Annotated in this window: 9 protein-coding genes and 1 pseudogene; 9 read left to right on the top strand and 1 reads right to left on the bottom strand. The window is 73.0% G+C overall.

Annotated elements, in window-relative coordinates; all coding sequences use genetic code 11:
- The first annotated feature begins 202 nt into the window (after positions 1–202).
- The 6 genes from IE277_RS03865 (at position 203) to IE277_RS03840 (ending at position 5,590) form a co-directional block, all read left to right on the top strand.
- The gene (locus tag IE277_RS03865) at positions 203–736 is read left to right on the top strand and encodes a hypothetical protein (protein WP_189948470.1); all 534 of its coding nucleotides are present in this window, start codon (positions 203–205) and stop codon (positions 734–736) included.
- A 182-nt stretch (positions 737–918) separates the two neighbouring features.
- Positions 919–1,407 carry a hypothetical protein gene (locus tag IE277_RS03860; protein WP_189948468.1) on the top strand — a complete coding sequence of 163 codons (489 nt, stop codon included), beginning with the start codon at positions 919–921 and terminating at the stop codon, positions 1,405–1,407.
- A 24-nt stretch (positions 1,408–1,431) separates the two neighbouring features.
- Positions 1,432–2,589, top strand: coding sequence for a DUF4331 family protein (locus tag IE277_RS03855; RefSeq protein ID WP_189948466.1), 1,158 nt, complete (start codon positions 1,432–1,434; stop codon positions 2,587–2,589).
- Positions 2,586–3,668 carry a hypothetical protein gene (locus tag IE277_RS03850; RefSeq protein WP_229880573.1) on the top strand — a complete coding sequence of 361 codons (1,083 nt, stop codon included), beginning with the start codon at positions 2,586–2,588 and terminating at the stop codon, positions 3,666–3,668. Before IE277_RS03855 ends, IE277_RS03850 begins: the two co-directional genes overlap by 4 nt.
- Positions 3,669–3,706: 38 nt before the next feature.
- Positions 3,707–5,041, top strand: coding sequence for a Dyp-type peroxidase (locus tag IE277_RS03845; RefSeq protein WP_189948464.1), 1,335 nt, complete (start codon positions 3,707–3,709; stop codon positions 5,039–5,041).
- Positions 5,042–5,068: 27 nt separating this feature from the next.
- On the top strand, positions 5,069–5,590 hold the full coding sequence (locus tag IE277_RS03840; RefSeq protein ID WP_189948462.1) for a hypothetical protein: 522 nt from the start codon (positions 5,069–5,071) through the stop codon (positions 5,588–5,590).
- Here IE277_RS03840 and IE277_RS03835 read toward each other — a convergent pair.
- Positions 5,523–5,879, bottom strand: a pseudogene (locus IE277_RS03835) (FAD-dependent oxidoreductase); the annotation flags it as partial. The gene IE277_RS03840 and the pseudogene IE277_RS03835 sit on opposite strands and share 68 nt — an antisense overlap.
- Before the next feature lie 381 nt (positions 5,880–6,260).
- Between IE277_RS03835 and IE277_RS03830 the strand changes: the two are divergent.
- From IE277_RS03830 to IE277_RS03820, 3 genes are all read left to right on the top strand, one after another.
- Positions 6,261–7,319, top strand: a complete 1,059-nt coding sequence (locus IE277_RS03830; RefSeq protein ID WP_189948460.1) for a hypothetical protein — start codon at positions 6,261–6,263, stop codon at positions 7,317–7,319.
- 46 nt (positions 7,320–7,365) lie between these two features.
- Positions 7,366–8,142, top strand: coding sequence for a TIGR03936 family radical SAM-associated protein (locus tag IE277_RS03825; RefSeq protein ID WP_189948458.1), 777 nt, complete (start codon positions 7,366–7,368; stop codon positions 8,140–8,142).
- A gap of 262 nt (positions 8,143–8,404) precedes the next feature.
- On the top strand, positions 8,405–12,814 hold the full coding sequence (locus IE277_RS03820; RefSeq protein ID WP_189948457.1) for an Rne/Rng family ribonuclease: 4,410 nt from the start codon (positions 8,405–8,407) through the stop codon (positions 12,812–12,814).
- The last annotated feature ends 224 nt before the right edge of the window (positions 12,815–13,038 follow it).

Genomic DNA, 13,038 nt, shown 5'->3' with positions numbered 1-13,038 from the left:
CCACGCTACGTCTCCCTCCAGTCCGGTCCGGTCAGAATCCCGCATGCGGACCGGCAAGATCAACGAGTAGATCGGTCCGTTCCGGTGCGCCGTGTGCGTGTGGTGGGGGCGACGTGCCGGTGCGGTGGTTGCGCCCTTGGCGGGTGATGGCCACGGTGAACGGGTGATTCTCGTTCCGGGCTGGATGTGGCACCGTGGGCCGGTGAGCCGGGCTGTGGGCGCCGGCCTCGCCGCCGGCGTCTTCTTCGGGGCTTTCGTTCTCGTCGAGGCGAACTCATGGGCGGCCGCCGGGGTGGTCTTCGTGGTGCTGAGCCTGTTCTACGGGACCCGGGTGCCGCGCCGCATGGACAGGATCTGGCCCGCGGCCAAGGACATGAACCGCGCCGACCGCGCGACCGTGGTACGCGCCACCCGGAGCGGCGAGGCCATCGGTGATCCTCGGCTGGCGCCCTCGGTCGTCGCGTACGCCGGCGCCCTGCGCCGCGCCGCCGAGGAGGACCGGCTGCGCCGCTGGGTCGTCCTGCTCGTCACCGCGTTCGCTCTCGCTCTCGCCGTGTACGACACCGTGCTGGGCTCCACCGGCGAGAGCGTCGCCTCGTGGCTGGTGGCCGTGCTCCTCCTGGCCGACCTGATGTGGTGGCCCCGCAGCCGAGCCCGCCTGCTGGTCCGAGCCGATCGGGCAGAGGCGTCGGCCCGCCGTGTGATGGACGCGGGCTGCGCGACGGGCGACTCCTGACCACGTACGACAGGTCCGGCATGGGTGATCGTCTTGCCGATGCCCTGCGGGGCGACAAAGCTGGCCTTGAGAAGAATTCGAACAACCCTGGAACAGAGAAGGAGTCCGCAGACCGGCCCATACGAAGATCAGAGGGAGAGGCAGTCATGACGACGCAGAGGTCCGAGACGTCGGGGACTGCGATGGACGCCGCACCGACCGTGTCCAGGCAGCCGGACGGTCTCGGGAAGCGGGTCGGGGAGGTGGCGGAGATCACGGTTCTCCTCGATGCGAAGCCGGGCGGGGCGGAGAGGTTCCGCCAGAATGCCGCCAAGATCCAGGAAGATGCCTTTCACTACGAAAAGCTCGTCGGTACTGTCCACGACTTCCGTGTCACGTTCATCAACAATGACACCCAGGTCGTGGGCGCGGTCACCTATGACGGTGATTTCAAGCCGTACATGGCCGACATCTTCGCCAATGCCGGGCCGTGGTTCGACGAGATGTTCGACGGGGTCATCGAGGGCTACCCCGGCGCCGGCGATCCCGGCATCGTCGACTGGCTGGCGCCGAAGATCGTGGAGGCCGACATGTGGTACGCCTCCAACCCGAGCATGACGGTCGAGGACACCACCAAGGCGCAGAAGGTGTCGGAGGCGTTCAACTCGTTGCTGGACGCGGCGGCCGGCTAGCGGCCTGGCTCCCTGGCACCCGTCATGTCCGACCATCTCTCCGGCAGCCGTGCCGAGGTCGATCCGGCCATTGACCTCGCCGACCTCTACGCCTTTCCCAGCCCCTCCACGGCGGGCCGGCTCGTCCTCGTCATGGATGTCTTTCCCAATGCCCGCCCAGGGGCCCTGTTCTCCGACGCCGCCAGCTATCGGTTTCGTGCCCGCCCTGCGGCCGTCGCGGTGGGTCACCCGGGTTCGTTCTTCGAAGTGGGCGCCGATGAGTATGCGTTCACGTGCACGTTCTCAGGCCCGGTCGAGTCGGACACCGGCGGGGAGGTGACGCAGTGGGGAACGTGCGCGCTCCCGGACGGGGAGGCGGTCGCGTTCCAGGTGGACGACGAGCGGGGCGGCGAGGGCCATGGCGTACGCGTCTACGCCGGGTTGCGGCTGGATCCCTTCTTCATGGACGTCGGCAAGGAGGTGGAGACGCGGGCGCAGCGGCGGCTCGCCTTCCTCCCGGACGGCACCAACACGCTGCAGGATGTCGACGTACTCAGCATCGTCGTCGAGTTCGACGCTGCCGGGCTGTCCGGGCCGGCCCCGGGCGCCGTGTTCGCCGTTGCCGCGGAGACCGTCACGGCCGGGCCCTATCCGATACGCCTTGAGAGGCTCGGCCGCCCGGAGGTGAAGAACGTTCTGATGTCGCAGAACGGGGTCGACACCGCGAACACGGTCGTGGATCTGCGCGATCTCTACAACGAGGAAGACCCCTTCCGGCCGGGGCCGCGCCACATGGGCGCCTATCGCTCGCGGCTGAACGCCAACCTGGCCTTCTTCGACGGTCTGGACGGCAGGCTCGACTGGCGGACCAGCCCGGACGGGACGCATCCGCTCACCGAGCTGCTGCTCGCCGACTTCCTGGTCGTGGACGCGGCGAAGCCTTACGCCGAGGACAGCTACTTCGAGATCGAGCGCGCCCTGTTGGAGGGCCGGTCGCCCGCGACCTGCGGCGGCCGCTCGCTCAACGATGATGTCATCGACACGCTGTACACGCTGATCGTCAACGGCTTCCACGGCCCGCGGGTCAGCGACGGCGTCGATCGGGCGACCGAGCCGGCCTCTCGGGAGTTCCCGTATCTGGCGCCTCCCAACCCCAGCCCGCCTGGACCCGTTTCCGTTCCGACGGCCTCGGCCAGCCGATGAGGAGCAGCTCCACGACGGCCGGCCAGGTGGGCGAGGGACGGCGGCTCGATCTTGCCCACGGTCCGGTGACAACGGCCGGCGTGATCGCGATGGGCAACCTCGACGCGCGCATCGAAGGGCTCACAGGCCAGGCGGCCCGGGGAAGCCTGACCGGTGACGGGTGGGGCGAGCTGGTGGAGCTGACTGCCCTGCGCGGGCATGTGCGGGGGCGTATCGACGAGGCCGAGCGCGCCGCGTCGCTGGCCGAGGTGTTCGTCGGCCAGGCACCGGGCGATCCGCGGTCCCGTGTGGCCCGCGCCAGGCTGGCTGCCCATTTCCACCGGTTCCCGGCGGCGCTGGCCGATCTCGACGCGGCGGCCGCGCTGGGGCTCGATGGGCGAAGCCTGGACGAGGAGCGGGCCGCCGTCCATCAGGCGGTCGGGCGGTACGACGAGGCGCTCGTCCTCCATCGGCACGCGCTGTCGCGGCGGCACGACTTCACCGCCCTGAGCGCTTTGGGCGCCTGCCACGCCGAGCGCGGCGAGGCGGCCGCGGCCGAGAGATGGTTTCTCGCGGCGAGACGCTGCTACCGCGGGGTCAGTCCGTTCCCGCTCGCCGTACTCGAATTCCAGTGCGGGCAGGCATGGCTGGCCCATGACAACCTCGCACGCGCGCGCCTCTGGCTGGAGTCGGCGACACGCAGACTGCCCCCCTATGTGCCCGCGCAGGGCCGTCTCGTCGGTATCGACGCCGCCCAGGGCAGGGCCGCCGCGGCGATCGCGCACATGCGCCGGCTCGCGCTCGACAGTGACGATCCGCAATACGAGGCCCAGCTCGCCGGCATCCTGGGCGAGAGGCAGGCGTGGGACGAGGCGCGGTTCTGGCGCGCCCGGGCCGCCGCTCATTACGAGAGGCTGATGGCGCGCCACCCTGAGGCGTACGCCGATCATGCGGCGGAGTTCTGGCTGACAGCCGGCGGCGATCCTCAGCGGGCCCTTCGGCTGTCGCTGCAGAACCTCGCGCTTCGGCCGACTCCGCGGGCCCGCGCACTCGTGGATCGCGCGAGGCGCCGTGTCGGAGAGTGTCAGGAGTACCGGTAATTGGTACAAATCGGCCGAAGCCTCACCGAGGGGACGACATGGCGACGGCTGAAGGCCCGGCTCTGCAGCTTGAGGACATTCAAGGCATCGTGCTGCGTACGCGGCCGTCACCGTACGTCGGCACCTACATCCTGCTCCGGGTGGACGACCCCGGTGCCGGCCGTGAGTTGATGGGCCGCCTGGCCGGACTCGTCGACTCCGCCGCGAACTGGTGGCAGCCGCCCCTGCCCGCGCTCCTCAACGTCGCGGTGACGTACCGGGGGCTCGAAGCGCTCCAGGTGCCGCAGACCGCTCTGAACAGCTTTCCCGAGGAGTTCCGGCAGGGCATGGCGGCACGGGCCGAGTTCCTGGGTGACACCGGAGAGAGCGCGCCCGCGCACTGGGAGCCGCCCTTCGGTACCGGCCAGGTGCACGTCGTGCTGTCCCTTCTCGCCGCCGACCAGGAGTCGCTGGCCGTCGTCCTCGAACGGGCGCGGCAGGCGCGCGCGCAGCTCCCCGGCGTGCAGGTGGTGTACCGGCAGGAGCTGTACCAACTGGCCTCGGGACGCACCAGCTTCGGCTACAAGGACGGCATCAGCAACCCCGCGGTGGAGGGCAGTGGTGCGCAGTACCCGCCGGGTGGCGGTCCCACGCTCAAGGCGGGCGAGTTCGTGCTGGGCTATCCCGACCAGACGGGCAACCTGCCGCCGATGCCGGAGCCGGAGGTGCTGGGCCGTAACGGCACGTTCGTCGTCTGGCGGAAGCTGCACACGCGCGTCGCCGCCTTCCGGCGGTATCTCCGCGACAATGCCGGCGGCCCGGAGAAGGAGTCGCTGCTCGCCGCGAAGATCGTGGGCCGCTGGCCGAGCGGAGCCCCCTTGATCCTGGCGCCCGAGCACGACGATCCGGATCTGGGGGCGGACGAGCGGCGCAACAACGACTTCCTCTACGCGTCCGATCCGCAGGGCACGGTCTGCCCCCACGGTGCCCATGCCAGGCGCGCCAATCCGCGCGACTCGGAGATCATCGGTGACGTCGACCTCCACCGCCTGATCCGGCGGAGCACCAGCTACGGGCCGCCGCTGCCGGTCGGCACCCTGGACGACGACGGTGCCGACCGCGGCATCGTGTTCATCGCCGTCAACGCACACCTCGACCGGCAGTTTGAGTTCGTGAAGTCGCAGTGGTTCAACGACGGCAACTTCACCGGCCTCGACGTGGAGAAGGACCTGCTCACGGGCGACAACGACGGCTCGGGCATCTTCACGATCCCGCAGCACCCCGTCCGGCACCGCCTGCACGGCGTCGAGCGCTTCGTCACCACGCGCGGCGGCGAATACTTCTTCCTGCCGAGCCTCACCGCCCTGCGCTGGCTCGCCGACCTCGGCTCCTGAAGCCCGTTGATCTCGAGGGTTGCCGCGGTGTGGGATGAACTGATGGTGCTGGCGGCCGTGCCCGGGAGCATGCTGCGGGTCGGCATCGCGGACGGACGGGTGGAGACCCTGGCCGAGGACGCGGGTCCCTTTCCGGACGGGATCGTGATCGAGTCCTCGGCCGTGTACTGGACGACCATGGGCACGCCGACCCTCGATCCCGCCAAGGGCACCGGGGAGGCGGCGGAGGACTTCTCCCCGTGCGACGGCGGCGTGCACGCGATGAACCTGGACGGCACCGGCCGGCGCGACCTGGTCCGGCCCGGCACGGTCACCACCGGCAAGCAGCTGGTGTCGGACGGCGACGGATCCCTGTACTGGAGCGACCGGGAGGGCCGCCGGGTCAGCCGGGTGCGGACGGACGGCAGCGGCCTGACCGACCTGGTGGTCAACCCGCCCGGCGACATCTCGCAGGAGTGCGTGGGCGTCGCGGTCGATCCGGGCCGCGTTCGGCGACCGTCACGTCGTGGCCCAGCTCCCGGCAGGCCGAGGCCACTTCGGAGCCAGTGAAACCGGCGCCGATCACCAGCACCTGGGACACAGCGCCGGTCAGCTTGCGACGCAGGCGTGCCGAGTCGTCACGGGTGCGCAGCACGAACACCCCGTCCAGCGCGGCCTCTTCCGGGTGGATCCAGGGCCGCGACCGGGTCCCGGTGGTGATCAGCAGCCGGTCGTAGGGGACGCTGTCGCCGTTCGCCAGGCGTACCCGCTTGGCGTCCCGGTCCAGGCCCTCGGCGGCGACGCCCAGCCGCCATTCGGCGTCGATGTCGCGTCGCCGCGGCAGCGCGGTGTCCTCGGGCGGCCCTGGCGCCGCAGCACCGCGACGTCCGTGTCAGCCGACATGGGGCTCGACCCGCTTCGTCGGCTCGTCGGAGTAATCGACCAGGATGGCCTGGACCGGGCAGGCCCTGGCACCGGTTGAGATCGACGACAAGCCTCATCTGGAACACGCTCTCTGAGCAGGCCGCGGTCCACCGGCGCACCGACGGCCGGCGCCGCGAACTCCGCGGCCCTTACGCTCGGTCCACACGATCGGTTGGCATGCCCTCCTTCAGCAGCGGCTTCTCCGAAGCCGCTGGCAAACCGAGTTCCAGCCGGGCGGAGCGGGCGCTCGCGTGAACCGGGACCGGCAGGGATCCGGACGGGGATCCGGACGGGCGGTACCGGCGTCTACCCCGTCATGGAACCGCACAAGCCGCCTCCCCCGTCCCGGCAGTCCGAAGGGTGCCTCACCGTCGCGATCCGCGTCCCGCTGCGGATCGTCGTCCTGGTGCTGGTGGTGCCCGTGCGGATGGTGTGGGACGCGCTCGTCGCCGCCGGCAGGCTGGTGCGGGACACCGTGCTCAGGCCGCTCGGCCGGGCGCTGCTGTGGCTCGGAAAGGCCCTGTTCGTCTGGCCGTTCGTGGGCCTGTGGCGGTATGTCCTGGTCCCCGTCGGCAAGGCGCTCGCCTGGCTCGGCACCGTCCTCGTCCTGGTACCGGCCGGGTGGCTCCACCGGTACGTCCTCGCCCCCGTCGGGCACGCGGTCGCCTGGCTCGCGCACGGGGCGGGCGCCGGCCTCGCCTGGGTGTACGCGCGCGTGCTCCGCCCGATCGGACGCGCCGTCGGACGCGCCGTCGTCTGGCTGCTGCGCTGTCTGTTCGTCGTCCCCGCGCGCTGGCTGTACACCTGGATCCTCGCGCCCGTCGGACGTGCCCTCGCCTGGTGCGCGAGAGGGCTGGGGCGGCTGCTGGAGCGGACCGCCACCGGCATCGGGCTCGCCCTGTACTGGACCCTGCGCGTCCTCCTCGTCCTGCCCGCCCTCGCGCTGTGGCGCTGGGTCCTCGCGCCCGTCGGCCGGCTCCTCGCCGTCGTGGTGCACGAGGTGGGGGACGCCCTCGGGCACGCGTGGCGGATCGCCGGACGGATCTCGCGGGCCGTCGGCCGGGCGCTCGGGACCCTCTTCCGGTGGATCTTCGTGGAGCCGGTGCGCTGGGTCTACCGGAGCGTCCTCACTCCGGTCGGCCATGCCGTCCGTGCCGCCGTCCTGCGGCCCGTCGCCCAGGGCGCGCGTGTGATCGGCCTGGCGGTACGGGAGGCGCTGGCCGGGGCCCGCGACTCCGTACGGCAGGCCCGGGCCGACGTCCGGCGGATGCTGTTCGGTGAGCCCGCGCGGCCGGCCGCGGTGGACCGGCGGGAACCTCAGGGCCCCGCGGCACGTACTCTTGGTAGCAGTACGACCGCACTCACGAAGGACTAGAACACTGGGCAAGCGACAGCCCGAAGGCCCGCCGCCCGCACCCGCGGTGCAGCGCATCCGACTGCGCTACACCAAGCGCGGCCGCCTGAGGTTCACCAGCCACCGAGACTTCCAGCGCGCTTTCGAGCGGGCGCTGCGCCGCGCCGAGGTGCCCATGGCGTACTCGGCCGGGTTCACGCCGCACCCGAAGGTGTCGTACGCCAATGCCGCACCCACCGGCACGGGCAGTGAGGCGGAGTATCTGGAGATCGCGCTCACCGCATCGCGCGACCCGGAGACGCTGCGCGTCCTCCTCGACGAGTCGCTGCCCACCGGGCTGGACATCGTCGACGCGGTCGAGGCACGGACCTCGGGTCTCGCCGACCGGCTGACGGCCTCCGTCTGGGAGTTGCGGCTGGACGGGGTCGCCCCGGCCGACGCCGAGCGCGCGGCCCGGGCCTTCAATGCGGCCGAGTCCGTCGAGGTCCAGCGGATGACCAAGAACGGCGTCCGCACCTTCGACGCCCGCCCGGCCGTGGTGAGCCTGGAAACGCACGGTTCACCGGCTGATAGGCCGACCGACCAGCCCTGTGCGATACTGCGGCTGGTTGTTCGGCACGTGACGCCTGCCGTACGACCCGACGACGTCCTGTCCGGTCTCCGCGCCGTGGCCGACCTGGCGCCGCCGGTCCCCGCAGCGGTGACCAGGCTGGCGCAGGGGCTGTTCGATGAAGAGACCGGCACGGTGACCGACCCGCTCGCGCCCGACCGCGAGGCAGCCGGGGCCCTGACGGCCACGCCGGCCGCCGCCGCGACTGCGCCGACGCCGGAAGGTCCCGCGTAGGGACGGACGTCGTAGCGCCGCCCTTGTACTCGGGAGCCACCTGGGTCGGGCAGCGCACCGACCAGAAGACTTTCGCCAGGCCGTACCGACAAGGCGTACGGAACCGGCGAGACAGGACACAGAGTGCTCCCGTGCGGCGCCCGCGCCCCGGACGGCGGCCATCGCGGATCACGCGGGCCGTGGACGTCAACGGCGGTCGGTCTTTGCGGACCGACGCCGGACCAGGCGCGGCGCCCGGGAGCCTGACGGGAGAAACGCCCGCATGCTCGAACCGACAGAGCCCGCCGAGGGTTCCGAACTGAACACTCCGAGCGACACCCTGCCGCCGCGCAGGCGTCGCCGTGCCGCCTCCCGCCCGGCCGGCCCCCCGGCCGCGGGCGAGGCTCATGCCGAGGTGACCGTGCCGGCCATACCGGCCGCGGAGTCCGACGAGGTCATCGAGACCGCCGAGGCCGAAGAGGCCGAAGCGACGGTCGAGACCGAAGAGAGCGTCCAGGCCGTCCCGGCGCCTGCCGCCGAGGAGGCCGCCGCCACCGGCCGTCCGCGCCGCCGGGCCACGCGTCGCGCCTCCGCGCCCGCGGGCTCGCCGTCGGCCGCCGAGCCCGCCGAGACCGTCGTACCGGCCGCGTCCGCCGCCGAGACCGCGCAGCCCGCTGCCCAAGCCGAGGGCGGCGAGGTCGTCGTCGGCGAGGAGGCCGCGCCGCGCCGCACCCGCCGTCGCGCCACACGCAGCGTCTCCGCGCCGTCCGCCGAAGCTTCCGCTGCGGCCCCCGCCGGGGCTGCCGGTGCCGTTGAGGCCCCCGTGACCGAGGAGGCCGCTGTGACCGAGGAGCCCGCCGAGGCCGCACCCGCCGCGCGTCCGCGCCGTCGGGCCACCCGCCGGGCGTCCGCGCCGGCCGGTACGCCGGCCGCCGCCTCCGCTACGGCCGCTGCCGCCGGCGCCGACAAGAGCGCTGGCAAGAGCGCCGACGAGACCGCCGACAAGACCCAGGAGCAGGCGGCCGCCGAGCCGCTCGCCGCCGCGGTCGCGGAGGAAGCCGCGCCCGCCGCGCGTCCGCGCCGTCGGGCGACCCGCCGCGCCTCCGCGCCGGCCGGAGCGCCGAACGCCGCGGAGTCCGCCGCCGCGCAGACCCCGGCCGTCGCCGCCGAGGCTCCCGCCGCCGAGGCCCCCGTGGCCGAGGCCGCCGCTTCCGCCGAGGCGAGCGGTGACGGCGAGGAGGCCGCGCCGCGTCGTACCCGCCGTCGCGCCACGCGCCGGGCGTCCGCGCCCACCGGTGCGCCGGAGGCCGCGGAAGCCGCGCCCGTCGCCGAACAGCCCGCCGAGGCCGCCGCCCGGGCGACCACCCCGGAGGTCATCGTGAGCACGCCCGCCGACGAGCCCGCCACCGCCGCCCAGGAGCCGCAGGACACGGCCGCGCAGGCGCCCGCCGAGGAGCCCGCGCCGCGCCGTGCCCGGCGCCGGGCCGCGCGTCCGGCGTTCGGGTTCTCCGAGCCCTCGCGGCAGTCGGCGCGGTCCGCGCAGCCCGAGCAGGCTGCCGAGACCGAGGCCGCCGAGGCCGAGTCCCCGCGTCGGCCGGCCCGCCCCGCCGTCGCCGTCTTCCAGGCGCCGGTGTTCGCCGAGCCGAAGTTCCAGACCCCGGAGCGCGCCGCCGCCGAGGCCGCCGCGGAGGCCGCCGAGGCCGAGGAGCCCGAGGAACTCGGCCAGGAGCCCGCCGAGCCCGCCGAGGCCGGCGCGCGCCGCCGCCGTCGCCGCCGGGGTGCCGAGGAGCCGCAGGCCGTCGAGACCGCCGCCGTGGCCGAGGAGCCGGAGGCCGAGGAGGCCGCCGAGGACCTCGCCGAGGACGAGGAGACCGAGGAGGCGGAGGGCGCCGAGGGCTTCGAGGAGTCCGGCTCCCGTCGCCGCCGCCGGCGTGGCGGCCGCCGCCGCCGTCGCGGTGAGGCCGCCGACGGCGAGGCCGGGGACGAGGGCGAGGCCGAGGAACTGGCGGCCGAGCAGGTCGCTCAGGACGCCGAGGACACCGCCGAGCAGGAGGAAGAGGACGCCGAGGACGCGCGCGACGACGACTCCGCCGGGTCCAGCTCCAGCAGCCGTCGCCGCCGTCGCCGTCGTCGTCGCGCCGGGGACACCGGCCCGGAAACCGAGCCCGGCGAGGGCGACCCGGAGCGTACGGTCGTCAAGGTCCGCGAGCCGCGCAAGCCCAGCGAGCCGTCCGACGAGGTGCAGTCCATCAAGGGCTCCACGCGTCTGGAGGCCAAGAAGCAGCGCCGTCGGGAAGGCCGTGAGCAGGGCCGCCGCCGCGTCCCGATCATCACCGAGGCCGAGTTCCTGGCCCGCCGCGAGGCCGTCGAGCGGGTGATGGTCGTGCGCCAGCACGGCGAGCGCACCCAGATCGGCGTCCTGGAGGACGGCGTGCTTGTCGAGCACTACGTCAACAAGGAGCAGTCGACGTCGTACGTCGGCAACGTCTACCTGGGCAAGGTCCAGAACGTGCTGCCGTCGATGGAGGCCGCCTTCATCGACATCGGCAAGGGCCGCAACGCCGTCCTGTACGCCGGTGAGGTCAACTTCGAGGCCCTGGGCATGGCCAACGGCCCGCGCCGTATCGAGTCCGCGCTGAAGTCCGGTCAGTCCGTCCTCGTCCAGGTGACGAAGGACCCGATCGGGCACAAGGGCGCCCGTCTGACCAGCCAGGTCTCCCTCCCGGGCCGCTACCTCGTGTACGTCCCCGAGGGCTCGATGACCGGCATCAGCCGCAAGCTGCCCGACACCGAGCGGGCCCGGCTGAAGACCATCCTCAAGAAGATCGTCCCCGAGGACGCGGGCGTCATCGTGCGCACCGCCGCCGAGGGCGCGAGCGAGGACGAGCTGCGCCGCGACGTCGAGCGGCTGCAGGCGCAGTGGGAGGACATCCAGAAGAAGTCGAAGAACGGCAACGCCCCGACGCTGCTGTACGGCGAGCCGGACATGACCGTCCGGGTCGTGCGCGACATCTTCAACGAGGACTTCTCCAAGGTCATCGTCAGCGGTGACGAGGCCTGGGAGACGGTGCACGGGTATGTCTCCCATGTGGCCCCGGACCTCGCCGGCCGGCTGCAGAAGTGGACGTCCGACGTCGACGTCTTCGCCACGTACCGGATCGACGAGCAGCTCGCCAAGGCGCTGGACCGCAAGGTCTGGCTGCCCAGCGGCGGTTCGCTGGTGATCGACAAGACCGAGGCGATGGTCGTGGTCGATGTCAACACCGGCAAGTTCACCGGCCAGGGCGGCAACCTCGAAGAGACCGTGACCAGGAACAACCTGGAGGCGGCCGAGGAGATCGTGCGTCAGCTGCGGCTGCGCGACCTGGGCGGCATCGTCGTCATCGACTTCATCGACATGGTCCTGGAGTCCAACCGCGACCTGGTGCTGCGGCGCCTACTGGAGTGCCTGGGCCGCGACCGTACGAAGCACCAGGTGGCCGAGGTGACCTCGCTGGGCCTGGTGCAGATGACGCGCAAGCGGGTCGGCCAGGGTCTGCTGGAGTCCTTCTCCGAGACCTGTGTCCACTGCAACGGCCGCGGTGTCATCGTGCACATGGAGCAGCCGACGTCGGTCGGCGGCGGTGGCGGCGGCAAGCGCAAGAAGCGCGGCCGGGGCGGCGAGGCGCACGAGCATGTGCACGAGACCGCGGCCGTGGCCGTCGAGACGGGTGAGGCCGTCGAGCCCGAGGCGGAGACCGTCGCCGAGGTGGCGGCCGAGGTCGCCGAGCCGGTCGCCCTCACGGCGCCGGAGTTCACGCCGGACGAGGAGCTGTACAGCAGCGTCGCCGAGGCGGAGGCGGCCGCCGGCCGTGGCCGTACGCGGCGCCGGGCGAGCCGTCGGGCCTCGGCTCCGGCGGGCGCGCCGAAGACGGAGAAGGCCCCCAGGGCCCCCAGGGGCGCCAAGGCCTCCACGGCGGAGAAGGCCGGGACCGCGGCTGTCACGGTGGCCGAGCAGGCTGCCGAGGCGCCGCAGGAAGCGGCGGTCGTGCCGCCGGGCGTCCCGGTGACCGCCCCCGGGGAAGCGGTCTCCTATGTGGTCGTCGAGCCCGAGGCGGCCGCCGCCGCGCAGGCCGAGGCCGCTCCGCAGGCCGAGCCCGCCGCGGAGGCCCCCGCGGAGGCCGCGCCCAAGGGCCGTACGCGCCGTCGTGCGACCCGGAAGGTGTCGGCGCCGGCCGGTTCCCCCGCGGGTGCCGAGGCGACCGTGGTGACGGTGTCCGAGACCGCGCCCGCGGCCGAGGCGCCGGTGGCCGAGCCCGAGGCCGTGGCTCCGGTCGAGGAGGCGGCCGCCGAGGCCGCCGCCCCGGCCCGCCCGCGCCGTCGTGCCGTGCGCAAGGTCAGCGCGCCGGCCACGTCCGAGGACACGGCCGTGGTGGTCGTGCCGTCGGCCGTGACGGAGGAGGCTCCGGTCGTCGCCGAGGCACCCGAGGTGCCTGCCGAGGAGGCCGCTCCGGCCAAGAAGGCGGCCCGCAAGACCGCCAAGAAGGCCACGGCGAAGAAGGCCGCCGCCAAGAAGACGACGACGGCGAAGAAGACGGCTGCCAAGAAGACGGCCGCGAAGAAGACGACGGCCAAGAAGGCGACCAAGACGGCCGCCGCGAAGTCGACGGCGAAGAAGACCACCACGGTCTCCGCCACCGGCGACGAGGGCTGACGCCCAGGGTGTGCGGCCGGTCCCGAGTGACCGGCCGCACACCCCCGGGGCCCGGTTTGACCCCCTCGGCCCGGCCCCGTAACCTTGACCGTCGGCGTGTCACTGAGCGCGCCACATCCCCGTAAACCTTTTCCTCCCGGACGCAAGGCGGGCCGGGAGAGGTCGCCCATGCTTCAAGGGCTGGCTGGCCTGCGGGGGTGCCGGTTCTTAAGCGAGCGAAAGAG

The sequence above is a fragment of the Streptomyces alanosinicus genome (genome assembly GCF_014650595.1).
In the GTDB taxonomy this organism is placed as follows: Bacteria; Actinomycetota; Actinomycetes; order Streptomycetales; family Streptomycetaceae; genus Streptomyces; species Streptomyces alanosinicus.
Note: the sequence above shows the minus strand (reverse complement) of the source record. Positions and strands in the feature narration are given on the sequence as shown.